The following is a 25,694-nucleotide window of genomic DNA, read 5'->3' on the forward strand; positions in this document are numbered from 1 at the left end:
GTCAGGGAAGTTTCAAACAAGTGGAAATCTACGAGCGTTTCCCATAACCATAAGTTGACGCCTATCTGATGTTCGTCTTGTCGGTATCCATGACTTCGAACGGGCAAGATTTCGGCAATCGACAGAGCAAGAGGCACGACCATGACTGATCTACCTCCCATTGTTGGTATTGGCGCATCTGCCGGAGGCCTTGAAGCCCTCAAGGAATTCATAACCGCCATTCCGAACGACAGCGGCATTGCCTATGTCGTGGTGCAACATCTGGCACCCGACCAGAAATCGCTGATGGATGAACTGCTCAGGGCGCATACCCCTTTGCCGGTCAACCGGATCAATGATGGTGATGCGATCGCGCCGGATCATATCTACCTCATTCCGCCCGGACCTTTCCTCGAGATTGCACAGGGCCGCTTCAGGCTTATCGAAAACATTCGTGCCCCCGGCGTGCGGACCCCCATCGACCGGTTCTTCGTGTCGCTGTCACAAGAGGCCGGGCGCAGGGCCTTCGGCGTCATCCTGTCCGGGACAGGGTCTGACGGGACGCTGGGCGTGCAGGCCATCAAGGCGCAGGGCGGCGTGGCCCTTGCACAGGACAGTAAAAGCGCGCGGTTTGCGGGCATGCCTGACAGTGCCGTGGCCGCTGGCCTGATCGATTTCGTCCTGCGCCCCCGCGATATGCCGCCAAGAATTCTTGGCATCATACAAAGCTGGCGCGCATTGGAATTCGACAACGGGCGTGATGCCCAGCTTGATGACATCGAACGCCATCTTGCCCTGATTGTCGGCCGGATTGATGCGAGTGGCGAACATGCGTTCTCAGGGTACAAACCGGGCACCTTGGTCCGGCGCGTGGCGCGGCGCATGACGCTGCTGCGCCAAAGCTCGGCCCTGGGTTACCTCCAGACCCTCGATGAAAAGCCGGAAGAACGTAAGTTGCTGGTCCAAGACTTTCTGATCGGTGTCACTGAATTCTTCCGCGACGCCGACAAGTTCGAGGCGCTGCGCCAGCATGTGATCAAAGCCCTGTTCGACCGCAATGATTCCGAATTCCGCGTCTGGGTGCCGGGCTGTTCTACCGGTGAGGAAGCCTATTCGATCGCAATGCTGATCCAGGAGGTAATCGACGAGACCAAGGATCAGCGTCCCTGGAAGATCTTCGGCACCGACATCGACACGGACGCTCTGCGCTTTGCGCGCGCCGGACACTATCAGGATGCCTCTATCGCCGTGCTGGACGAAGACAGGCTAAAGCGCCATTTCATTTCCAACGGGGAAAGCTGGCACATCAACGCGACCCTGCGCGAGATGTGTGTGTTTGCCCCCCATAATCTTTTGACGGACCCGCCCTTTTCAAAGCTGGATTTGATCTCGTGCCGCAACCTGATGATCTACCTCAATGCAGAAAGTCAGGCACTGCTGTTGCCCCGTTTCCATTACGCGCTGAACCCAAAGGGCTTTCTGTTTCTGGGGCCGTCCGAAACACTTGGGCGCAGCGAAAGCTACTTCGAGACATTGGACCGCAGCGCCAAGATCTTTCAACGCGATGACGAGACAGACACAAGCTTTACCGCCATGTCGCTTGCCCCGCCACAGCGCAAGGGACTGCCGGGTGCGGTCGCGGAAATGACCATCGACACGCGGCTTTCAAATCCCGGCGCAAGCGAGATTGAGACACGGTCGGAACAGGCCTTTTTGCAACTCCACGCCCCGCCCTTCATGACCGTCAACCGGCAAAACCAGGTGATCTATGTTTCCGAAGCGATGGCCGCCTTCGTAAAGCCGTCACGGGGGGCGACCAGCACCGATCTGGAAGACTTCCTGACCATGGAGCTGCGCCTGCCCGTACATTCGGCAATTGACGACGCACGCCAGAACGGCATGGCCGCCGAGATCATTAATGTCGTCGTGCAGGTCGGCACCATGCCAAAAATGTTCGACATCACCGCCGAACCTTTCGACACATCCAGCAGCCTGATCCTTGTGGCGCTCACCGAAGTGCGCCAGCGCAACATGGGAGAGATCAAGGACGCTGACGACCGCAGCCGCAGTGCCGACTATCAGCAAGAGCTGCTCCTGACCCGTCGCCGCCTGTCAGGCATGCAGCGGCAATACGCCTTTGCCGATCAGGAACTTCGCAGTGCAAACGAAGAATTGCTGAGCATGAACGAGGAACTTCAAAGTTCCAACGAAGAGCTTGAGACGGGCCGCGAGGAATTGCAGTCAATCAACGAAGAGCTCGAGACCATCAACGCAGAGTTGACGGAAAACAACCGCCAACTCATGCGTGCGAATAACGACCTGAAAAACCTGCTTGAAAGCACTGATATCGCTACGCTTTTCATCGACCAAAGTGATCATGTGCGTCTGTTCACCCCCGAGGTCGCGCGGCTGTATGGCATTCAGGCGCGCGATGTCGGGCGGTCCATCCACGATCTGGCCCGCAAGATCGACTATGTCGATCTGCAACAAGACGCCGCCCAGGTGCGCCAGACGCTGCAACCGATCGAACGCGAAGTGCGGATCGAGGCCACGGATGAGACCTTTGCCATGCGTTTGCGCCCCTACCGGACGGTGGACAACCGGCTTGACGGCGTGGTCGTTACCTTCATCGACGTGACCCGTCGCAAGCGCAACGCATTGCAGCTTGAAGAAAATGCGAAATTGCTCGCAGAGCAATACAACGAACTTGAGACGCTGTACGATTCCGCCCCCATCGGCCTTAGTCTGGTTGACCGGGACCTGCGCTTTTTGCGGATCAACAAGACATTGGCAGCGATAAACGGCTTTACTGTCATGGAACATATCGGAAGGCTGCAAGAGCAGCTTTTGCCGCAAGCGCATGCCGATGTCAGTGATATACAAAAACAGGTTCTGAGAACCGGCGAGGCCATTATCGGTTTACCTGTGCAGACCACCATGCCAGCGGAACCCGGACAGGTGCGCGAATTCATGGTCGATTTCTATCCCGTCAGGGACGGTGCCGACGTATTCGCATTAGGGACCTGCGTGCGAGAGGTCACCGCCGAACGGGAACTGGAACGGCAGATCGCGGACAGTGCACTGCGGCAACGTGTGGCTGTGGATGCTGCCGGGCTTGGGGTGTTTGAATGGAACCTTCGCGAAGGTCATGCGATCTGGGAAAATGACCGCATGTTCGAAATCTTCGGCTCGGACAAGGCCGATGGCCCGCTCCACCTGGCGGATGCCACGCAGGATATCATGCATCCCAATGATAACGACGCGCTGTTGCGGAACGTCACCTCGGAAGACGGGGCCGTCAATTTCGAGATGCGCATTCGCCGCCAGGATGATGGCGCGCTGCGCAACCTGGAATATTTTGGAACCCTCAAGAAAGGCGTCGACGGCAAGGCCGAACGCTTGATCGGCGTTGTCGCGGACGTCACGGAAAAGACGCTGGCGCGGCAACGCGAACGCAACAGCCTGAAACGCCTTCAGCGGCTTCAGAACAGCCTGAGCGCTTTTGTCGGCATCCTGGACACGAACGGCACGCTCACCGAAGTCAATGCGGCAGCCCTCGAAAGGGGCGGGATTTCCCGCAAGGATGTGATCGGCAAGAAGTTTTGGGACTGCTGGTGGTGGTCCTTCAGCGTTGCCTCCCAAGACCGCCTTCGCGATGCCGTTAACCGGGCGCTTGAGGGCGAGATATCGCGGTATGATGTCGAAGTCCGGGTGGCCGGAGGCCAAATGGCAGTCATCGACTTTCAGCTTGTGCCCAACTTTGATGACGAAGGAAACGTGATTGAAGTCGTGCCATCCGCTGTTGAAATCACAGACCGGGTCGCCGCCGAACGACAAAAGGACATATTGCTTGCCGAGTTGGAGCATCGGGTAAAGAACACACTGGCAACGATACAGGCGATTACACGCTTCACAGCGCGGATGTCCAAATCGAAGGAAGACATGTCCAAAAGCCTTATCGAACGGCTTGGGGCGATGTCGCGCACCCACGACGCCCTGACGGCACAGGACTGGAAGGGGCAAAACCTCCGCGCATTGGTAAATTCCGAAATTGCGCCCTACGTCGGGTCTGACAAGGGCAGATTTACCTATCTGGGCAGTGACATGTTTCTTGAGCCCAAGACAGTTCTGTCGCTTGGCCTTGCCCTTCATGAACTTGCAACCAATGCCGCGAAATATGGGGCCTTTTCAAACGCCTCGGGACGCATTGAATTCACGGCAGACTGTCCCGGGCCCAACCGTTTCAAGCTGGAATGGCGCGAATTTGACGGGCCCGCAGTTTCCCCCCCTGATCATCAAGGCTTCGGGACATTTCTCGTTCAGAATCTGCTTGAAAAGGAATTGAACGCGACCGTAAAGGTTCTTTACGATAAATCGGGTGTTTATTGGTCCATAGAAAAGACAGAATCCTGATCAACCCGCGATCATTCGCCTTGGTCGTGATGGCTTACTGAAAATTTGTAAAAGAAGATGAGTATGAAGGTTTTGGTTTTAGAAGACGAAATGATTGTCGGATTGGATCTTGTCATGCTGTTGGGAGAATGGGGACATATTGCAAGTGGCCCTCATGTAACGCCGCAAGATGCTATTGAGGCAATCAGCACGTTCAAACCCGACCTGGCTTTGCTTGATTTGAATTTGGGAAAGTTCGGGAATAGCCACGCCGTTGCGGTAATGTTGAAAGAAATGGGAATACCCTTTGCATATCTGACAGGCTACGGGTCCGCACGCAGTTCCGATGCCGGTGCGTTGGAAGGCGTTTTGATTTTGAACAAGCCCTTCATCGAAGCTGAACTGAAATCGTTTTTGGATTCCCATGATGCCTCTGCTATCTGATGCCAAAAAAGCGGGCTGCTAGAAAAATCGCCACCTTATTCCACTTAAGCGTGCATTATTTACTGTGATAATCAGACGGCAAGTTTTGAAATGTGAAGTTATTTACGGATATCAACTTTTTAAATTAGTGATGATGTCCAGTTTCACCAAAAATTTCCGCACCGCAGAAAACCCCTAACCATCTGACATAAATCATATATTGCAATACCCCCCCCCGTAAAAGAAAGGCGTTCCGGCTTTATGAGGTTCTTCACTGATATTGACTTTGACGACAAGATCATTGCAACAGCCACCATAAAGGGTGTACCGTTTTCTGATTAGCACCACCTGAAGTTAGAAAACGGGGGATAAAAGGTGCCTATCAAATCGCTACAATTCAACGGTGTAAATTACCGACGCTTTTCCGCGCCATTTTCGCTGGATGAGCTTTACAGATTAAATTTGACCGATGCGTCGCGTCCGGAGAAAAACGCTGGATTTTACCAGCCGCTAATCGAAGACTATACAGATGTGAATCTAATCACACTGGAATCTTCTGATATTATTGGCCACCTCACCAGAATTAGAAACGCTGCGGGCATTCCCCGATCAATAATGAACAACTACGTGACATGCGTAGCTGGAGATTTAGGGTCTTATGGTATGCTAAGAATGTACGGCGTCTATGCAGAAATATACGGTGTGCGAGAAGAGGAAAAATTCTATGTCGCCGAAAGCCTGTTGGAAGCGACGACTTGGCTGATGTTCAAGAAGGGCCTTTGCTCTAACGAGGCAGTGGAAGCTACAAACTTTTTCGCAAAAGCAGCGTAGATTTTATTACCGAATCTGAAACCCAAGCCATCTGGCGGTCGCGATCTGAAACGCCTGATGCGCTTGGTTCAAACAAGCGGTCTTGGTCCGGCGTGAAAACTGACGCAAAGTGACGACCCTGGTCTGCCTTCATCGTGCCTGAAACCTTCTACACGGACGGCCCTTCGTGGTCAGACCGGCGGTCTACCGCCTGCTTCAACGCAGCGACGGCCTGTAGACGAAAAGGTTAACAGCTTGATATTGTAGTGACTGCTCATCTTACCTATGGTGCCTCCTGAATGTTAAAAGATGGTAGTTGCATATTTCACGTAACGGGCCATTCGCTCTTTTGTTTCGATCAAGTTGCCTATTTTGCGAGATTTAAAGCTTTACCATACAGCCGAAGGTTCGTTGCACCTGCATGTCAAAATCACCTGAAAGCGCAGCGTCCGTTATCATAATTGAAGATAACATTCTGATCGCTCAAGAAGTCGTTGAACTGCTCCAACCTGCAGGGTTTCGTCCGATCGGGCAGTTTCAGACATATGTCTCGGCCCTGAAGAGCCTTGATGAATTGTCTCCGGCCTTCTGTGTGCTGGACCTCGATCTTGGAGGCGGGATGCATTCCGGGTTCGGCCCCGGCGAGGAAGGTCGGCGGATCCTGTCTGTACTAAGTCACATAAACATCCCGACGGTCGTCTATAGCGCGTTCACCAGAATGCAGCATCAGCTTGAAAGAATTCATAAAGACATGGTCGCGGTCGACAAGATCGAACCCGCCGAAAGGGTCATCGACGCCCTGTGCCAACTGCGCAAGGCCCGACCATAACCACCGCGATTTTGTCACCCCGCCATACAGCATATGCATGGTAAAAATTACCTGACAAAGCTGCGCCCCTATGCAGTTTCAGCACGGTAAACGCTGTCCCATCATAAATCAGGCATAGCGCATCGCCCAATCAGCCATCGCGGGCAGCAGACCGTTCAGCGCGGCCTGAAACGCCGCGACGACGGCACCGGGCGCGTCACTGTCGGCAGCTGCCGACTGCGAGAAACTGCGGTTGGCGATCACATTCTGGTTGCTGTCATTGAGGACCGTCAGCGCAATATCCACCACGGCAAGCATCGTGCCATCCGGCGTGATGTTCACCTCGAACGCATCCATGCGCACCAACAGGGCCGTGTCAGGCACAGGCCCGCCTTCGCTGCGCCCGACATACCCGATACGTCCGGTCGAGGCGATGCTGCGGATCAGCAGCGATTGCAGCAGCACCGGGGCTTCGTCGCTCCAACGGGCACCGGGAAGATAGGTAATCGACGCCGGATCGGGTTTAACCACTATACGGTCGCTCGCGATGGCGGCAGGTGCCTGAGGCAGCGCGACAAGCAAACTATGCGAGGTTCGCCGCCCCGTCGTGGTACCGGCAGCCGGCAGCAGATCAAACGTATCAAGCGGAATCGCCGCAGAATTCAGCGCAGACACCGCGCTGCATCCGCCAAGCGCAGAAATCCCCCCCAAAAGAGCGATCCGGCGTGAGATTCTGACAAGGGTCATGGCGCTACTTTCTATATTCGGGAACACGGTTGTCCAGGATAAAACCCGCCGGGTTGCGTTCGATGCGGCGGGCCAGACTGTTCAGGGTGCTGACCAGGCTGCGCGCCTCGGCCGACAGGCGGGTCAGTTCGGGCAATCCGGTTTTGGCAAAGGCTCCGATGCCGGGCGCGCTGGCGGATACGGCACCCTGCACCTGCGCCACGACAGCATCCGCCCTGCCGATGAGCGCACGCAAGTCGGTGGCGATGGCAGGGATGTCACGGGTCACATCTTCGACGGCGACACTGATCCGGTCTGACGCCGTGCGCAGATCGGACAGCATCGGGCCAACGTCCGTCCGCAGAACGTCAGTGGCCCCATCAAACGCCGCCTCGGCTGACGCCAACGCCCCTTGCGCGCTGTCCAGGGCGGTATCAAGCGTGCCAAGGCTGCCTTGGGCCCGCACAAACAGCGCGTTCGCAGATGCCAGCGCCTGTTCGGCTTCGGCGACCAACGGATCAAATCTGCCAGTCAGCCCGGTGACATCCTGTGCCACGCGATCGACCGCGTCAGATGCCGTTGCGACTGCCGCGCGGATGTCGGCCATGATCACGGGCACGTCTTGCACCACGACATTCTGGATCGTCGCAATCGCCACCTTGGCGTCCGCCAAAACCGCGCGGGCATCGCCCACCAGCATGGTGCCATCCCCCGTCACCAGCGCGTCAAAACTATCCGAGGCATCGGTGACCGCGACGAAGGCGATGTTCGCCTCGGCAAGGGTTTGTTCCAGTTCCGTCAGCCGCGCGTTCAGCAGGCTGGCCGTGTCACCGAACCCGTCAAGCGTATCCGCCGACCGTTTTTGCAGATCGACAATGGCAGCATCGGTACGCGCCACCGCCGCAGAAATATCGGACAGGATTTCAGGAATCCGGTCGCGCAGGATCTGTTCGGCTTGCGTGAACGTCCCCTCGACGCTTTGAATAGCCGCGCCTGAATCTATAAGCGTCTTGTCCGCCGTATCGAACGCCCTTTGCGCAGCATCCAGCGCCGTGTTGCTTTTCGTCAGGGTCGTCTGGACCGACGCGCCAATACTGTCGAGCCGTCCGGTAAACTGCGTGATCTGCGCCGTCGCCTCGCCGACCGTGCTGGTGATGCTTGAAAAATCGGTCAACGCCTGATCCAGCCGCGCCGAAGATGTATCCAGATTGCGCAGGATACGTGTGACATAGACCTGGTTTTCCGGGCTGGTCAGGGATTGGAACTGTTTCAAAAGCTCGTTCGCCTGCGCCAGAAGGTCCGGTGCGTCTTGGACAAGGGCTTGGACCGTCGACCGTTTCGACGCGATCATCGGCAACCCCGTGTCCGGCATTTCGATCGGTGCCGTCCCCAGCGCATCGCCTGATAGGGAGATATAGGCGACACCGGTCACCCCCTGCGACTGCAATTGGGCAATGGTGCCGGATGTCACCGGCGTTGCCGTGTCGATTTCAATGGTGGTCAGGACCTTGGACGGGTTTTGCGGATAAATCTCGAGCCCGATCACCTTGCCCACGGAAATTCCGTTGAACAGGACATCGCCCGACGGGTCCAGCCCGGATACATCATCAAACAAGATGCCGTAGGTCGCATATTGCCTGTCGATCTGGACACTGGCCAGCCAGATGAAGAACCCCAGCGTGCCGATGATGGACAGCAGGAAAAAGGCTCCGATCAGAATGAAATTGGCGCGTGTTTCCATCAGTTCTCTGCCTTTGGTGCCGTGAATGCTGCACGGGCGCGCGGACCGTGAAAGTATTCTTGAACCCAAGGATGATCGACCTCAAGCATATCTTGCAATGTACCGACAGCCAGCACCCGTTTATCGGCCAGAACCGCCACGCGGTCGCAGATCGCATAAAGACTGTCCAGATCATGGGTGACCAGAAACACCGTCAGCCCTAGCGCGGCCTGTAACTGCCGGATCAGGATGTCGAATGCCGCAGCCCCGATGGGATCAAGCCCGGCAGTCGGTTCGTCGAGAAACACGATTTCGGGGTCAAGGGCGATGGCCCGTGCGAACCCTGCCCGTTTGCGCATCCCGCCCGACAGCTCGGACGGGTATTTGCCCAGCGCGTTTTCCGGCAGGCCCACCATGCGCACCTTGATCGCCGCCAGCGTCTCGCGCAGGGTCTGCTCGAGGTTCAGTTGCTCGCGCATCGGAGCTTCGACGTTCTGGCGCACGGTCAGCGATGAAAACAGCGCCCCGTCCTGAAACATCACCCCCCAGCGACGTCGCAGGTCCCGGTATTCGGCATCAGAGGTGTCGCGCACGCTTTGATTGAACACCTCGATCTGGCCCGCATCCGGTTTCAGCAGGCCGACGATGGCGCGCAACAACACCGACTTGCCGGTACCCGATCCGCCCACCACGCCGATGATCTCGCCTTGCCGCACATCCAGATCCAGACCGTCATGAACGGTATGGGTGCCGAAACGGGTCACAAGACCGCGTACCCGGATGATGGGGTCGTCAACAACGCCTGCCATCATACCCCCACAATCGCGAAAAAGATCGAAAACATCGCATCCATTACAATGACCATAAAGATCGAAAGCACAACCGAAGTTGACGTCAGCCGCCCGAGGGATTCCGCGTCTCCACCGACTTTCATCCCTTCGTAGCAGCCGATGATGCCGATGATCAGCGCAAAGAACGGGGCCTTGATCATGCCGACGCCGAAATGCCAGACGTCCGTATTGCCGACCAGCCGCGACTGGAACACCGCGGGCGATACCCCCAGTTCGATCCACGACATGACCGCCCCGCCGACTAGCCCCGAGATGTCTGCAAGCAGGCCAAGGGCGGGCAGCATCAGCATCAGCGCAAGAACGCGCGGCACCACCAGAATGGTTACGGGGTCCAGACCGATGGTCCGCATCGCGTCGATCTCCTCGCGCATCTTCATGGACCCGATGGCCGCGGTAAACGCCGACCCCGACCGCCCCGCGACGATGATCGCCGTCAGCAGGATGCCAAGCTCGCGCAGCACGGAAATGGCGATCAGATCCACGACAAAGACCTCGGCCCCGAACTGGCGCAACTGTACGGCCCCCTGAAAGGCCAGCACCACACCGATCAGAAACGACATCAAGGCAACGATCGGCACGGCATTCAAACCGACCTCCTGGCAGTGATGCACCAGCGATGTCAGCCGGAACCTGCGCGGATGGATCAGCGTGCCCGCCATGGTGGCGACGACTTGCCCCAGAAAGGACGTGAGTTCGACCGTCTTGCGCGCGCCACTCGTGACCATACGTCCCAGCGTTTCAACCTGATCAGCCAGCGTCTTGGGCTTTGGCTCAGCGATGTCGGCGGGCGGCATGCTGGCCCGGACGACGTCAATCAACTGCGCTTGCGCATCGCTTGTACCCGTGATCTCGACACGCTTTCCAGGGGCAGCCAGACGGTCTTGGGCATAAACAAGAAGCCACGCGCCCGCGGTATCGATCCGCGTCAGTCCGCTGATATCGATGACGGTCACACCTGCTGCCTTCTTCAGCAGCGCAGACCGGTCAAGCGCATCAACCGCAGCGATGCGCAGATCGCCCGACACCACAAGCCGCGTTCCGTCGACCGAGAATGCGGCCCGATCCATTGTGGTAGCAGTTTCAGCGGGCATCATGCCGTCGTCTCCAAGGTCATCTTCGGCTCCGGCGGACCATCGCCTTGGTCAGTTTGCTCGAACAACACGCCCGGATCAATCCGCAGTGCCCGCAGAGCGTTGAGAATAACGGCGACGTCGATCACCTCTTGCAGCACGGCACCTTCCACCGGGCTAAGGTATCCCGATGCCGCCGCGATCATCCCTGCCACGGACAGGCCGATCCCCGCGACGACGCTTTGGAATGCAATCCGGCGCGCGCCATGTGCGATCATCAGACCGGGCAAAAGTCGCGCAAGGTTATCCACCAGCAAAACCACATCTGCCGCCTCGGCCGATGCTGCCGCCCCGCGTGCGCCCATCGCGACGCCGACGTCCGCCGCTGCCAGTGCGGGCGCATCGTTGACCCCGTCCCCGACCATCATCACCGGACCGTTCTTGCGTTCAGAAAGAACCAACAGCACCTTCTGATCCGGCGTCAGATCAGCCTGTACCCCGTCAAGGTCCAGTCCCCTGGTGACAGCTTCGGCCACCGCGCGGCGGTCACCGGTTGCCAGCACGATCCGTTCGATCCCGTTTCGCCGAAGCCCCGCCAACAGCACGGGCGTATCGGACCGCAACGCATCCGCCATGACCAGCCCGCCAGCAAGCTTTCCGTCCACGCCAAGCGACACCAGCACTGCCCCGGGTTCCTGCGGTCTGTCTTCAGGGGCGGTCGCAGCGATGCGCGCCGCGACGAAATCCGTGCCCCCGACAACGACGGGCCGACCGTCTATGGTTCCCGTGACACCTTCGCCCGGGGTTTCGACCACATCGGTTGGCACGGGCAGTCTGGCGTTCTTGCCCTGTGCTGCGGCGACCACGGCCTGTGCCACGGGATGCTGGGAAGCCTGATCCAACGCACCTGCGAAATACAGCACCTCGTCGTCGGTCAGATCACCGGCAGAGGTGACAGACACGATCTGCGGCCGCCCGTCGGTCAACGTGCCGGTCTTGTCGACGATCAACGTGCAGATACGGGCCATCGCCTCAAGCGCCTTGCCGCCCTTGATCAGCACACCAAACCGCGCGGCGCGCGACAGCCCCGCCACCAGCGCAATGGGGACCGCCAGGATCAATGGACAGGGTGTCGCCACCACCAGAACGGCCACCGCCCGGATCGGATCGCCGCTGAACCACCACGCAGCAACCGCCAGCGCCACGGTCACCCCCATGAAAAAAAGCGCGTAGCGGTCGGCCATCCGCGCCATCGGAGCCCTGGATTTCTGTGCGGCATCCACCAGCCGCACGATTCCGGCATAGGTGCTGTCTGCGGCACCGCGGGTGGCCCGCAGGTCGAAAGCCTCGCCTGCGTTGGTTGCACCGCTCATCACGTTCATGTCGCGTGTCAGGCGCACCGGCATCGCCTCACCCGTCAGGGCCGATTGGTCCAGCATGGCTTGCGCGCTGGCAACGGTGCCATCGACGGGCACGACCTCTCCTTGCCGGATCAACAGCAGATCCTTCGGCCTGATGGCATCAAGCGCGATCTTCTCAAGCTGGCCGTCACGGTGCCGCGTCGCCGTGCGGGGAACGCGCGACAACAGATCACTCATCTCGCGGCGGGCACGGCCTTCGGCAAAGCTTTCCAGAAAGGTGCCGCTGGAATACATCAGCGCAACGACAGCAGCCGCGAGGGTTTCGCCAAAGAACAGCGCCGCCGACATCGACAGTGCGGCCACGATATCCAGACCGAATTCACCCTTCCTGAGGCATCCGATCATCTCGACGCACAAGGCGGCCAGAACCGGCACCACACCGCCCCCCCACGCCAAGCGCGCCAAATCCGGTAAACCGGCCAGCCAAAGCGCTGCCCCCACGCCCAGCCCAAGGGCAGACAGGATCAGCAGAAATATACGGGGGCGATCATGAAACATTCGGGCACATCCTATGGGCCTGCTGAGGGGCGATGCTGGCCATTTGTCGTTGCCGTTCGCAGCCAATCAGCCAACTGTCCTGAGTCAGCCTTGCGACAGCGCCGCACTGATGCGGCTGCGCAAATCGGTGGGCAGCGTTTCAATCGCGCGCGCCATCACGACGCTGTCCCTTCGTGCCGCATGCAATTGGTCGATCAAGGAAATCAGGATCCCAAGAACAGTATCGTCAAGGTCGAAATCCTCTGAAAGGTCGCACAGAAGTTCCAGTCGGGCAATGTCGATGTGACGATAAAGCGGCTGGCCATCAATACGGGTCGGCCTGACCAGATCAACCTCGACGAACCGGACCAGCTGGCTGCGGGTCAGACGCGGCACAGTTGTGACCACGTCGTCTTCAGAGAAGAACTCGGTCATTTTGCAGCCCCTTTCATCAACTCCGTCCGCGGATCAAAGGCGTGGGTCTTGCGCCATTCGGTCAGGAAATCCCGCAGGTCCGCGTCGGTTTCCTTTGGAACGACAACCTTCAGTTCGACCCGCTGGTCGCCCTTGGCCTTTTGCCCCTTGCGGGCAAGGCCACGCCCCCGCAGGCGCATCACCCGCCCCGAGCTTGCCCCCGCCGGTATCGTGAGACCAACGGGTCCGTCGATCGTCGGAACCGTGACTTTGCCACCAAGTATAGCCTCATCAAAGGTGATGGGCAGGGTCAGCACGATGTCATCGCCTTCGCGTTTGAAAACGGGGTGGTCAAGCACGGAAACCGTGATCAATGCGTCCCCCGCAGGGCCGTCGCCATACCCCGGTGCCCCCTTCCCGCGCAGGCGCAACGTCTGGCCGTCCTGGGTCCCGGGCGGTATCTTGACGGCAAGGCCCTGCCCGTCAGGCAATGTGATGCGTGTCTGCGTGCCGCGTGCGGCATCCAGAAACGGCACCTCAAGCGTGTAGCGGGCATCGGCACCGGCCGCGCTGCGGGTTCCTCCTCCGAAACCGCCGCCAAACCCCCTGTCGAACCCGGTATCAAAGCCAAAGCCGCCGCCTGCCCGCCCGCGATTGCGCAAGATCTCTGCGAAGAAATCAGACGGATCAACGTCCGGACCGCCGCCGCGCCGCTGCTGATAGACATTATCCGGCGCGTCGGCGAAATCACGGTAATATTGGCGTTGCGGCCGTTCCGCCCCAAGCGCGTCAATCTCGCCAGCATCGAACCTCGCGCGGGTTTCGGGGTCTTTCAACAGGTCATAGGCGCTGGAGATCGCCTTGAAACGTGCCTCGGCGTCCTTGTCATCGGGATGCAGGTCGGGATGACTGCTGCGCACCAGCTTGCGGTAGGCTTTCTTGATATCATCGGCTGTGGCTTTGGCGGTCAGGCCAAGAACCTCGTAAGGATCGCGTGTCTTGGTAGGTCCTTTTGCAGTCATAGGGTCGCAATCCGGTGTGATGGGGGCATCTGGTTGGGCTATCCATCTCATGTCCGATTTGTGCTGTCCCTGATCTAGATCAATGTTTCTTAACCCGGACTGCCGTACCCAAAGGGCGCATCCAGTTGCAAAAAATGATGCACGACACCCCAAACCTGACACGGATAAAGAGGCCACGATGACAAAAACACCTACCGATCAAGATCAGGCAGAGCATAAGCGCGACGCCATCACAGTACCCCCGGCACACAAGACCCCCAACACGACAACGCCGGATAAAGCCACGCCGAAACCCGTCGCCGAAGACGATGCAGAAGAAGATTTTTTCGAAAACGTACCCGTTTGACCAGCTATCGATCGCGATAGGGTGTGTATGGATTTCGCACCTCATTCGGCGTCCGTTTCTTGAGAAACCGAAACTGGATCAAACGTTGCGCGCCCAAACCAATGAGGCACCAGCATTCCGGGCCGGTGGCCCAATGGCGTGTGCCCTATACACAGCCTGCTGCAGATCGGGCTGGCGGGTTTGTCTGCAAAGACTGATGCAGATCAATGCCGCATTGCAGCGCCGCGGTTAGGGTCACGTCACAGAACGCGCTTTTGCGCCTTCACATGAAGGACACGGCATGCTGAACGACCCCAAGCTGATCCCTTTTGCCGCCAAAGGCCGCAATGTGCAGGCCAAGGCGAAAAGCATCGTGCCAAAGCCGCACGACATCCCGCCCGAAGATGCCTACGAGAAACTTGACCGCATCGCCCACGCGTCCGTGGCCACCGCAACCTCAGGGCTGGCCCCGTCGGTCCTCGCCGAGGCGTGGATGGATTGGGCGGTTCATCTGGCAGTGTCCCCGGGCAAACAGATGCACCTGGCCGAACAGGCCATCAGGAACAGCCGCGCGATCTGGGCCGCTTGCCTTGGCCATGCGGTACCCGAGACGCCCGATGATCGCCGCTTTGCCAGCGAAGGCTGGCAGAAATATCCGTTCAACGTCTGGGCGCATGCGCATCAAACCGGATGGCAGTGGTGGCAGGACGCAATGACAAATGTGCACGGCGTCGCCCCCGCCCACGAGGATCTTCTGGCCTTCACCGCCGGGCTGGTCATCGACACGACCGCGCCATCAAACTTTGCGCTGACCAACCCCGACGTGATTTCCGCGACATTTTCGGAAAAAGGTGAGAACCTGATCTGCGGTGCGAAGAACCTGTTCGATGACATCGCCAGAAAGACCGGTATCGCCCACCCCTCTGGCCCGCATCCCTTTGAAGTCGGCCGCAATCTGGCAACCTCGCCCGGCAAGGTCGTGTTTCGCAACAAGCTGATCGAACTGATCCAATATGCCCCCACCACCGCCCGCGTGCGCCCCGAACCGATCCTGATCGTGCCAGCCTGGATCATGAAATACTACATTCTTGACCTGTCGGCCCATAATTCGCTGGTCGCGTTTCTGGTGGCGCAGGGCTTTACCGTCTTCATGATCTCTTGGAAGAACCCGGAAGCGTCAGACCGCAATCTAAGCATGGAAGATTACCGTGAACTTGGGGTGATGGCGGCGATTGATGCGGCGCTGTCAATCACGCAAGCCGCCCAATTGCACGCGGTGGGGTATTGCCTTGGGGGCACGCTTTTGTCGATCGCGGCGGCAGCGATGGGGGCGAAGAATGACGATCGCCTCGCCTCGGCAACATTCCTTGCCGCGCAGGTCGACTTTACCGAAGCGGGGCCGCTGCGGTTGTTCATCAATGACAGCCAGGTCACGCTGATCGAGGATATGATGGCGCAAGAAGGGTTCTTGTCCACCGATCAGATGGCCGGAACCTTTGCGCTGCTGCGCGCGCGCGATCTGATCTGGGCTCCGGCGATCCGCGACTATCTGCTGGGCCACCGCGGCACGTCCTCTGATCTGATGGCGTGGAATGCGGATGCGACACGGATGCCCGCCAAAATGCACTCTGAATACTTGCGCAAGCTGTTCCTGAACAATGATCTGACCGAGGGGCGTTATCATGTCGGCAAGGATGCCATCGCCATTGCAGACATCCGCGCGCCGATCTTTGCGGTGGGAACCGAAGACGATCATGTCGCCCCTTGGCAATCGGTCTACAAGCTGCATCTGTTTGCCGATACCGGGGTCACATTCGTGCTGACCAACGGCGGTCATAACGCGGGCATCGTGTCGGAACCGGGCCACCCGGGACGCCATTTCCGGATTGGCAGAACCCCCGCAAATGCCGCCTACCGCGATCCCGATGACTGGCTGGCACTGCATGCCCCGAAAGACGGATCGTGGTGGACCCCCTTTGCCGACTGGCTGGCGGAACGGTCTGGCAAGCCTCAGGCACCTCCGCCGTTGGGCGCGCATTCGGGGGCCTGCAAGGCGATGTGCGCTGCCCCCGGCACCTATGTGATGCAGCCATGAATTCGCTGAACGAAACCGCCGGGGCGCAGCCGCCCGCGTCTCCCGCGATGACGGAGAATGATATGGTCGCACCAGCCCCGTCCCCCCCGATGCAATACATAGAAAACAAGACCTACGACGAGATTTCGCCGGGTGACCATGCCGAACTTATCCGGACGTTGAAGCCGCAGGATATCGAGTTGTTTGCCGTCATGTCGGGCGATGTGAATCCGGCCCATATCGATCCGGAATACGCAAAGACCGATATGTTTCATGCCGTCATCGCCCATGGAATGTGGGGCGGCGCGCTGATCTCGGCCGTACTGGGGACGGAACTGCCCGGCCCCGGAACGATCTTTCTGAAACAGACCCTCAACTTCAACGCCCCTGTCGGCGTCGGTGACACCGTCACGGTGCGGGTCGAGGTGACGCAAAAGCAGGACAGAAACCGGCTGACCCTTGCCTGCACCTGTATCAACCAGGCTGGCAATACCGTGATCGAGGGCGAAGCGATTGTCATCGCACCGCGTGAAAAGGTCCGCCGCCCCCGTGCGGTATTGCCCGACGTGCATCTGCACACCCAAGGGGCGCAATACGCGCGGCTGATTGCGCAGACAGACGCGCTGGACCCGGTGCGCACAGCCATCGTGCATCCGTGCGATCCGGTGTCATTGGCCAGCGCGCTGGATGCAGCGATGCAAGGCATGATCGTGCCGGTATTGGTCGGGCCACGCCCCAAGATCGACGCTGCCGCCCATGCAGCCGGTCGCAGCCTTGACGGGATCGAGGTCATCGACACCCCGCACAGTCATGCCGCCGCCGCCGCCGCCGTGGCGCTGGTGCACGCCGGCAAGGTCGCTGCCCTGATGAAAGGATCCCTGCACACGGACGAGTTGATGGAGGCTGTCGTCGACGCGCCCCTTGGCCTGCGCACTGATCGCCGGATGAGCCATGTCTACGTGCTGGACGTGCCGACATACCCGAAACCGCTGCTGATCACCGATGCCGCGATCAACATCGCCCCCGATTTGGGCATCAAGCGGGACATCGTGCAAAATGCGATCGACCTGGCATTGGCGCTTGGCAAAGAACTCCCCAAGGTCGCGATCCTGTCAGCCGTCGAAACCGTGAACCCGCGCATCGCCTCGACCCTTGATGCAGCGGCCTTGTGCAAGATGGCAGACCGGGGCCAGATCACCGGCGGGTTGCTTGACGGGCCACTTGCCTTTGACAACGCAATCTCTCCGGCGGCTGTCGCGGCCAAGGGGATTGTGTCAAAGGTTGCGGGGATTGCGGATATTCTTGTGGCTCCCGATCTTGAGGCCGCAAATATGATGGCCAAACAGTTGATCTACCTTGCGGGGGCGGATGCGGCAGGGATCGTGCTGGGTGCCCGGGTCCCGATCATCCTGACCAGCCGCGCCGACAGCGCCGTTTCACGTCTTGCGTCCTGCGCGCTGGCGCAATTGTTCATCAGCCACCACATGCAGCCCACATCATGATGGGCGCGCTCCTTGTTTTGAATGCCGGATCGTCCAGCCTGAAATTTGCGGTCTATCCCATTGCAGAAGACACCCTCACCCCATTTGTGCGCGGCAAGTTTGCAGGGATCGGGACAGCACCCGCGTTTTCCGCACGCCGTCGCGATGGTGAAACGTTGACCTGGGACCAGGTCCCGCCCCTCGCGAAAAATACCGGCCACGATGCCCTGATCCCCGCCCTGCTGGACTGGCTCAAGGCGCAGCTTGGCGATTTGCCGATTGTCGCTGCGGGACATCGCGTCGTTCATGGCGGGCGCTTTCACGATGGCCCTGCACGGGTCACCGACGCCCTGCTGGCAGAGCTGGATGCGCTGGTCCCTTTGGCCCCGTTGCACCAGCCACATAATCTGGCCGCGATCCGCTGCGTTGCAACGGCCGCCCCGGATTTACCGCAGGTCGCCTGCTTTGACACCAGCTTTCACCGCAGCCAAAGCCCGCTGGCCCAGATGTTCGCCCTGCCGCGGCACCTGACCGAAGAAGGCATCCTGCGGTATGGGTTTCATGGGCTGTCCTATGATTATATTGCAGGTATCCTGCCCCGCCATCTGGGCGAGCGCGCTGACGGGCGTGTGATCGTCGCCCACCTTGGGAACGGGGCCAGCATGTGTGCGATGAAAAACCGCCGCAGCGTTGCGACCAGCATGGGGTTTACCGCGCTGGACGGTCTGGTGATGGGACAACGCTGTGGCACGTTGGACCCGGGCGTTGTGCTCTATCTGATGCAGGAAAAAGGAATGTCCGCCGCCGAAATCAGCACGCTGCTTTATGAACGCTCGGGCCTCTTGGGCGTCTCGGGCATCAGCAACGACATGGCCACCTTAGAGGCTTGCAACACCCCACGGGCAGAGGAAGCGATCGCACTTTTCTGCTATCGCGCGGCAGGTGAACTGGCGCAGCTTGCCGCCAGTATCGATGGGCTGGACACAATCGTCTTCACCGCCGGGATCGGGGAAAATTCAGCAAGCATACGCGCGCGGATCTGCGATCGGCTATTGTGGATGGGCGTAAAACTCGATGCTGCAGCCAACGCCAAAAACGCCCTGCGCATCAGTGCCCTTTGGTCTGAAATAGAGGTTCTGGTGATCCCAACCGACGAAGAAGCGATTATCGCGCACTCCAGTCGTGTCCTGACCACTGATCGCTGTGATGAAAACACAGCATTTCCGGACAAAGCGAAGCCTTGAGGGCTAGGTCCTGTCCCAACCCCTTTTGTCTTGTTTTTTTGTCTTCGCATATTTCAACTGGATGCAAGACATTATTCTTGATTGTGTTTTTCAATCAGTGTTTTGTTTGTTTGGATTTGTCTTTGATTTCATCGTAGAGAGATACGTTTTTGATTGATGAACTTATTAGGTTTGGCGGTGACCTACTCTCCCACGTCTTAAGACGCAGTACCATTGGCGCAGTAGCACTTAACTGCCGAGTTCGGGATGGGATCGGGTGTTTTGCTTACGCTATGACCACCAAACCGAATAAATTCATCAACGTCGCTGTTTTGCGTAGCAAAAAGCGACGGTGGCGAGAGCGTATTGCAGAGCAATGCGCGTAGCCACACGTTTGTTGTTATCGCCATTTCCCTGGCGATAACAACGAAGTCCAAGTCAGTACATTTATGTATGTGTGTATGCTTTTGATAAATCCGTAAAAGTCTTGCTTCTACTGGATCAAATCAAGCCTATCGAGCCATTAGTACCAGTCAACTGAACGTATTACTACGCTTACATCTCTGGCCTATCGACGAGGTGGTCTACCTCGGCTCTCAGGGATACCTTGTTTTGAGGGGGGCTTCCCGCTTAGATGCCTTCAGCGGTTATCCTGTCCGATCATAGCTACCCAGCACTGCTATTGGCATAACAACTGGTCCACCAGTGGATCGTTCACCCCGGTCCTCTCGTACTAGGGGCAACTCCTCTCAAGTATCCTACACCCACGGAAGATAGGGACCGAACTGTCTCACGACGTTCTAAACCCAGCTCACGTACCTCTTTAAACGGCGAACAGCCGTACCCTTGGGACCTGCTCCAGCCCCAGGATGAGATGAGCCGACATCGAGGTGCCAAACACTGCCGTCGATATGGACTCTTGGGCAGTATCAGCCTGTTATCCCCGGCGTACCTTTTATCCGTTGAGCGATGGCCCTCCCACTTGGGACCACCGGATCACTATGGCCGTCTTTCGACTCTGCTCGACTTGTCAGTCTCGCAGTCAGGCTGGCTTCTGCCATTGCACTCAACGAGCGATTTCCGACCGCTCTGAGCCAACCTTCGCGCGCCTCCGTTACGATTTAGGAGGCGACCGCCCCAGTCAAACTACCCACCACACAGGGTCCCGGATCCGGATAACGGACCGCGGTTAGACATCAAGCAGAACAAGGGTGGTATCTCAAGGGAGGCTCCACGCAGACTGGCGTCCACGCTTCAAAGCCCACCACCTATCCTGCACATGTTCGGCCTAATGCCAGTGTGAAGTTGTAGTAAAGGTGCACGGGGTCTTTCCGTCTAACCGCGGGTAACCGGCATCTTGACCGGTAATTCAATTTCGCTGAGTCTATGTTGGAGACAGCGGGGAAGTCGTTACGCCATTCGTGCAGGTCGGAACTTACCCGACAAGGAATTTCGCTACCTTAGGACCGTTATAGTTACGGCCGCCGTTTACCTGGGCTTCAATTCAGAGCTCTCACCCCTCCTTTTAACCTTCAGGCACCGGGCAGGCGTCAGACCCTATACGTCGTCTTACGACTTCGCAGAGCCCTGTGTTTTTAATAAACAGTCGCCACCCCCTGGTTTGTGCCCCCAGCCTCTAGTTGCCTAGAAACCGGGCCTCCTTCTCGCGAACTTACGGAGGTATTTTGCCGAGTTCCTTCAACATAGTTCTCTCAAGCGCCTTGGTATTCTCTACCTATCCACCTGTGTCGGTTTAGGGTACGATCTAGCGATGGAGCTATTTCCAGGGACCTCTAAGCAGCCCATTCAATCCGATAAGGATGAACTACCCTCGAGATCCGTCACTTCCATCTGGCCCAGGAATATTAACCTGGTTCCCATCGACTACGCTTTTCGGCCTCGCTTAGGGGTCGGCTTACCCTGCTCAGATTAGCTTTAAGCAGGAACCCTTGGATTTTCGGCGAGAGTGTCTCTCACACTCTTTGTCGCTACTCATGTCATCATTCTCACTAGTGATCTCTCCACGGGATCCCTCACAGGCCCGCTTCACAGAAAAGACTTTGTCTTTTATGATCTCTTTATATGCACTACCGCCTTTGGCTACTTGAGTGCGAACACCCAAACAACAAACCTTGGTACTACAAAAGATCAATAAAGACGTAGTCTTATGTCACACTACGCTCTGCTACCATGCAATAAATGCATCCTAAGCTTCGGCTCATGGCTTGAGCCCCGTTACATCTTCGCCGCAAGACAACTTATTTAGACCAGTGAGCTGTTACGCTATCTTTAAAGGATGGCTGCTTCTAAGCCAACCTCCTGGTTGTTTTGGTCGTCTCACCTGCTTTCCCACTTAGCCATGAATTAGGGGCCTTAGCTGTAGGTCAGGGTTGTTTCCCTCTTCACGACGGACGTTAGCATTCGCCGTGTGTCTGCCATCTAGTACTCCTCGGTATTCGGAGTTTGGTTAGGATCAGTAAGCCTGTGGGGCCCCATTACCCATCCAGTGCTCTACCCCCGAGGGTATTCGGATGACGCTCTACCTAAATAGATTTCGCAGAGAACCAGCTATCTCCGAGTTTGATTGGCCTTTCACCCCTAGGCACAGCTCATCCCGATCCTTTTCAACGGATGTGGGTTCGGTCCTCCAGTAAGTGTTACCTTACCTTCAACCTGGCCATGCCTAGATCACTCGGTTTCGGGTCTGATCCCACAAACTCAACGCCCTATTAAGACTCGCTTTCGCTGCGCCTACACCTAACGGCTTAAGCTTGCTTGTGAGACCAAGTCGATGACCCATTATACAAAAGGTACGCTGTCAGATCGTAAAGATCCTCCAACTGATTGTAGGCGTTCGGTTTCAGGTACTGTTTCACTCCCCTCGTCGGGGTGCTTTTCACCTTTCCCTCACGGTACTGGTTCACTATCGGTCAGTAAGGAGTACTTAGCCTTCGAAGGTGGTCCTCCGATCTTCAGACAGAATTTCACGTGTTCCGCCCTACTTAATACGTCCTCTCATGCTTCTTATACGGGACTGTCACCCACTTTGGTTGCGCATTCCAACGCATTCTAACCACAATTGAGGCTCGGCTGGTCCCCGTTCGCTCGCCGCTACTAGGGGAGTATCAATTGATTTCCTTTCCTCCGGGTACTTAGATGTTTCAGTTCCCCGGGTTTGCTTTTATAAACCTATGTATTCAGTCTATAAATACCTGGTTTACCTCATTATTAGCTACCCCGAAGGGTAATAATAACAAAGTATCAGGTGGGTTGCCCCATTCAGAAATCCATGGATCAAAGCTTATTCTCAGCTCCCCATGGCTTATCGCAGAGTATCACGTCTTTCATCGCCTCTTACTGCCAAGGCATTCACCAAACGCCCTTTTCGCGCTTGATTTGATCCAGAAAAAGCAAGACTGATTTAATGTCCTACCGCCTATTCGGCTACTTGAGGACTATTTACACCCTCAACGGCCGGTAGATTGCAGAACGTCAGTCCAGCGCGGAAGACAGAAGCTGGTAAGAAACTGTCTTTCCTTATTCCAGATCAAAAGCATACTTTTTTACCCGCCCAACCTCTAAGGTTGGACAGCGAGACATGCATCTAGCCTACCTTCCGTGCAGGAAGCAGGCGTCATGTCTCTGGTTAGTGTACTTGACTTGGACAACACGTTCTTTTCAATCGCGATACGCCCAGAAGACCGAGGAAACAGTCCGCTAAACGCCGGTCACCGAAGTGACAGCAACTGAGTTTACGACCTTACTCGGTGTAAACAAACAGTGTTGTTATTGTATCTCTCTTTACGATTTCAATCAGGCGCATTCCCTGGGGAATGTCGCCAATGCGTTGCCGCATCGTCCGATTGGACGGGCAAACAGTCGAAACTGCTTGCCGATCTAATCATTCGTGCTGTCCTTATCGCGATCTTGCTGCGCAAGACCCTGTCAGAACTGTGCTTTCCCGTTGGAAAAGCTTGGTGGAGCCTAGGAGGATCGAACTCCTGACCTCCTGAATGCAAATCAGGCGCTCTCCCAGCTGAGCTAAGGCCCCATCATTCCCCGAAGGGATATGGTGGGTCGAGGAGGACTTGAACCTCCGACCTCACGCTTATCAGGCGTGCGCTCTAACCACCTGAGCTACCGACCCATACGAGCGGTAGCTCGTGTTCTTGTTCTGAAGAGATATGAGGACGGCTCGGTTCTGGATACATTGGAAAATGTATCCGAATATGGACAGCTTTGTTTGCTGTCCTGCTAAGTGTTTCATGAGACTTGCGAACAAGTCTGGCTAGAAACATCCTTAGAAAGGAGGTGATCCAGCCGCAGGTTCCCCTACGGCTACCTTGTTACGACTTCACCCCAGTCGCTGATCCTACCGTGGCCGCCTGCCTCCCCGAAGGGTTAGCGCAGCGTCGTCGGGTAGAACCAACTCCCATGGTGTGACGGGCGGTGTGTACAAGGCCCGGGAACGTATTCACCGCGTCATGCTGTTACGCGATTACTAGCGATTCCGACTTCATGGGGTCGAGTTGCAGACCCCAATCCGAACTGAGACAGCTTTTTGGGATTAACCCATTGTCACTGCCATTGTAGCACGTGTGTAGCCCAACCCGTAAGGGCCATGAGGACTTGACGTCATCCACACCTTCCTCCCGCTTATCACGGGCAGTTTCCCTAGAGTGCCCAGCCGAACTGCTGGCAACTAAGGATGTGGGTTGCGCTCGTTGCCGGACTTAACCGAACATCTCACGACACGAGCTGACGACAGCCATGCAGCACCTGTCACTGCGTTACCGAAGTAAACACTCGATCTCTCGAGTTAGCACAGGATGTCAAGGGTTGGTAAGGTTCTGCGCGTTGCTTCGAATTAAACCACATGCTCCACCGCTTGTGCGGGCCCCCGTCAATTCCTTTGAGTTTTAATCTTGCGACCGTACTCCCCAGGCGGAATGCTTAATCCGTTAGGTGTGTCACCGAACAGTATACTGCCCGACGACTGGCATTCATCGTTTACGGTGTGGACTACCAGGGTATCTAATCCTGTTTGCTCCCCACACTTTCGTACCTCAGCGTCAGTATCGAGCCAGTGAGCCGCCTTCGCCACTGGTGTTCCTCCAAATATCTACGAATTTCACCTCTACACTTGGAATTCCACTCACCTCTCTCGAACTCAAGACCAGGAGTTTTAGAGGCAGTTCCGAGGTTGAGCCTCGGGATTTCACCCCTAACTTTCTGATCCGCCTACGTACGCTTTACGCCCAGTAATTCCGAACAACGCTAACCCCCTCCGTATTACCGCGGCTGCTGGCACGGAGTTAGCCGGGGTTTCTTTACCAGGTACTGTCATTATCATCCCTGGCGAAAGTGCTTTACGATCCTAAGACCTTCATCACACACGCGGCATGGCTAGATCAGGCTTGCGCCCATTGTCTAAGATTCCCCACTGCTGCCTCCCGTAGGAGTCTGGGCCGTGTCTCAGTCCCAGTGTTGCTGATCATCCTCTAAAACCAGCTATAGATCGTAGACTTGGTAGGCCATTACCCCACCAACTATCTAATCTAACGCGGGCCAATCCTTTCCCGATAAATCTTTCCCCCGAAGGGCTTATACGGTATTACTCTCAGTTTCCCGAGGCTATTCCGTAGAAAAGGGTATGTTCCCACGCGTTACTAACCCGTCCGCCGCTCGGTCCCGAAGGACTGCGCTCGACTTGCATGTGTTAGGCCTGCCGCCAGCGTTCGTTCTGAGCCAGGATCAAACTCTCAAGTTGAAATGATCTTGCGATCATATCCTTGACGTCGAACCTCTGCACATCGACCTGCATCACTTACTGAATGATACAGGCGTTTTTCTCCGTTTGATGTACTAAAGCTACCAAAGTAGCGAGTAGTCCGTCAAACAGTGAAGCTGACACTGGATCATCGCTAACACCTAAGTGCGTCGCTACCAGCGCGATATGTAGAGGTTGATCCATCGAATGAACCAAACCGCCCACATATCTCTTCAGATATCTATCATTTCAAAGAGCGTCGAGACAAAAGAAACCAAGATGCGCCGTAACTTTCAGCGCGCCCCGCCTCAATGCCTCAGAATTTCCCCGCTACGTAAACCTCCGAAACCTCAGCCCCGTCCGTCCCGTCTAGCGCACCGTGTCTGCTTGTCTGCGTCTCCGGTAAGAAGCTCTATAGATATACCATTCGGGGGCCGCAACCACTTTTTTCAAAAGTTTTCAGATTTCTTGGAACTTTTTCAAATTTCGCCTAAAAACAGGCTGGATCACCATGGCCATACCAGTCCGCCACCTCAGGCTTAAAGGTCCCTGCCCGCTATCAGCCGATACTGAAACACTTGGGCGGTACGGCATTCGCTTATGTATAGTAGGAATTCAGGGACGAGACGTTAGATATGGATCTAGTGCGGATGCCTCCTGCCCCGCCGGTCATTCAAGCATTGGGCGATCGTAACACCCCCCCTCGCT

General features: G+C 57.0%; 15 protein-coding genes, 2 tRNA genes and 3 rRNA genes. 8 read left to right on the forward strand and 12 right to left on the reverse strand.

Annotation, left to right across the window (positions count from 1 at the left end; translation table 11 throughout):
* Positions 1–141 precede the first annotated feature (141 nt).
* From RGAI101_RS21190 to RGAI101_RS05335, 4 genes are all read left to right on the forward strand, one after another.
* On the forward strand, positions 142–4,392 hold the full coding sequence (locus RGAI101_RS21190) for a chemotaxis protein CheB (RefSeq protein ID WP_008227048.1): 4,251 nt from the start codon (positions 142–144) through the stop codon (positions 4,390–4,392).
* Positions 4,393–4,455: 63 nt separating this feature from the next.
* On the forward strand, positions 4,456–4,815 hold the full coding sequence (locus RGAI101_RS05325) for a response regulator (RefSeq protein ID WP_008228889.1): 360 nt from the start codon (positions 4,456–4,458) through the stop codon (positions 4,813–4,815).
* Positions 4,816–5,169: 354 nt separating this feature from the next.
* Positions 5,170–5,625, forward strand: coding sequence for a hypothetical protein (locus tag RGAI101_RS05330; protein WP_037227475.1), 456 nt, complete (start codon positions 5,170–5,172; stop codon positions 5,623–5,625).
* A gap of 400 nt (positions 5,626–6,025) precedes the next feature.
* Positions 6,026–6,433, forward strand: a complete 408-nt coding sequence (locus tag RGAI101_RS05335; RefSeq protein ID WP_008225906.1) for a response regulator — start codon at positions 6,026–6,028, stop codon at positions 6,431–6,433.
* Positions 6,434–6,541: 108 nt separating this feature from the next.
* Here the strand turns inward: RGAI101_RS05335 and RGAI101_RS05340 are convergent, their stop codons facing one another.
* From RGAI101_RS05340 to RGAI101_RS05370, 7 genes are all read right to left on the reverse strand, one after another.
* Positions 6,542–7,159, reverse strand: coding sequence for an ABC-type transport auxiliary lipoprotein family protein (locus RGAI101_RS05340; RefSeq protein ID WP_008226777.1), 618 nt, complete (start codon positions 7,157–7,159; stop codon positions 6,542–6,544).
* Between the two features lie 4 nt (positions 7,160–7,163).
* Positions 7,164–8,879: an MCE family protein gene (locus tag RGAI101_RS05345; protein ID WP_008228187.1), complete on the reverse strand. Its 1,716-nt coding sequence runs from the start codon at positions 8,877–8,879 to the stop codon at positions 7,164–7,166.
* Positions 8,879–9,667 (reverse strand): ABC transporter ATP-binding protein, encoded by a 789-nt coding sequence (locus RGAI101_RS05350; RefSeq protein ID WP_008225377.1) that lies wholly within the window; start codon positions 9,665–9,667, stop codon positions 8,879–8,881. The genes RGAI101_RS05345 and RGAI101_RS05350 overlap by 1 nt, the downstream gene beginning before the upstream one ends.
* On the reverse strand, positions 9,667–10,800 hold the full coding sequence (locus RGAI101_RS05355; RefSeq protein WP_050763244.1) for an ABC transporter permease: 1,134 nt from the start codon (positions 10,798–10,800) through the stop codon (positions 9,667–9,669). Before RGAI101_RS05355 ends, RGAI101_RS05350 begins: the two co-directional genes overlap by 1 nt.
* Positions 10,800–12,698, reverse strand: a complete 1,899-nt coding sequence (locus RGAI101_RS05360; RefSeq protein ID WP_008228270.1) for a heavy metal translocating P-type ATPase — start codon at positions 12,696–12,698, stop codon at positions 10,800–10,802. Before RGAI101_RS05360 ends, RGAI101_RS05355 begins: the two co-directional genes overlap by 1 nt.
* 84 nt (positions 12,699–12,782) lie before the next feature.
* Positions 12,783–13,112, reverse strand: a complete 330-nt coding sequence (locus RGAI101_RS05365; protein ID WP_008225932.1) for a hypothetical protein — start codon at positions 13,110–13,112, stop codon at positions 12,783–12,785.
* Positions 13,109–14,113, reverse strand: coding sequence for a DnaJ C-terminal domain-containing protein (locus tag RGAI101_RS05370; protein WP_008226175.1), 1,005 nt, complete (start codon positions 14,111–14,113; stop codon positions 13,109–13,111). The genes RGAI101_RS05365 and RGAI101_RS05370 overlap by 4 nt, the downstream gene beginning before the upstream one ends.
* Before the next feature lie 178 nt (positions 14,114–14,291).
* Here RGAI101_RS05370 and RGAI101_RS21870 point away from each other — a divergent pair, with 178 nt between their 5' ends.
* From RGAI101_RS21870 to RGAI101_RS05385, 4 genes are all read left to right on the forward strand, one after another.
* The gene (locus RGAI101_RS21870) at positions 14,292–14,459 is read left to right on the forward strand and encodes a hypothetical protein (protein ID WP_008226183.1); all 168 of its coding nucleotides are present in this window, start codon (positions 14,292–14,294) and stop codon (positions 14,457–14,459) included.
* Positions 14,460–14,739: 280 nt separating this feature from the next.
* On the forward strand, positions 14,740–16,533 hold the full coding sequence (locus RGAI101_RS05375; RefSeq protein ID WP_008229194.1) for a PHA/PHB synthase family protein: 1,794 nt from the start codon (positions 14,740–14,742) through the stop codon (positions 16,531–16,533).
* 47 nt (positions 16,534–16,580) lie between these two features.
* Complete coding sequence (locus RGAI101_RS05380) at positions 16,581–18,014, forward strand: bifunctional enoyl-CoA hydratase/phosphate acetyltransferase (protein ID WP_050763245.1); 1,434 nt, start codon at positions 16,581–16,583, stop codon at positions 18,012–18,014.
* Positions 18,011–19,237, forward strand: a complete 1,227-nt coding sequence (locus RGAI101_RS05385; protein ID WP_008226994.1) for an acetate/propionate family kinase — start codon at positions 18,011–18,013, stop codon at positions 19,235–19,237. The genes RGAI101_RS05380 and RGAI101_RS05385 overlap by 4 nt, the downstream gene beginning before the upstream one ends.
* A 169-nt stretch (positions 19,238–19,406) precedes the next feature.
* On the opposite strand, the gene rrf is transcribed toward RGAI101_RS05385, so the two are convergent.
* From rrf to RGAI101_RS05410, 5 genes are all read right to left on the reverse strand, one after another.
* A 5S ribosomal RNA gene (gene rrf / locus RGAI101_RS05390) occupies positions 19,407–19,521 on the reverse strand.
* Between the two features lie 197 nt (positions 19,522–19,718).
* Positions 19,719–22,613 (reverse strand): 23S ribosomal RNA (locus tag RGAI101_RS05395).
* Between the two features lie 578 nt (positions 22,614–23,191).
* Positions 23,192–23,267: transfer RNA gene (locus RGAI101_RS05400), tRNA-Ala, on the reverse strand.
* Positions 23,268–23,286: 19 nt separating this feature from the next.
* Positions 23,287–23,363: transfer RNA gene (locus RGAI101_RS05405), tRNA-Ile, on the reverse strand.
* A 157-nt stretch (positions 23,364–23,520) separates the two neighbouring features.
* A 16S ribosomal RNA gene (locus RGAI101_RS05410) occupies positions 23,521–24,986 on the reverse strand.
* The 16S, 23S and 5S rRNA genes sit together here with 2 tRNA genes alongside, the layout of an rRNA operon.
* Positions 24,987–25,694 lie beyond the last annotated feature (708 nt).

The sequence above is a fragment of the Roseobacter sp. GAI101 genome, from assembly GCF_000156335.1.
Lineage (GTDB): Bacteria > Pseudomonadota > Alphaproteobacteria > Rhodobacterales > Rhodobacteraceae > Sulfitobacter.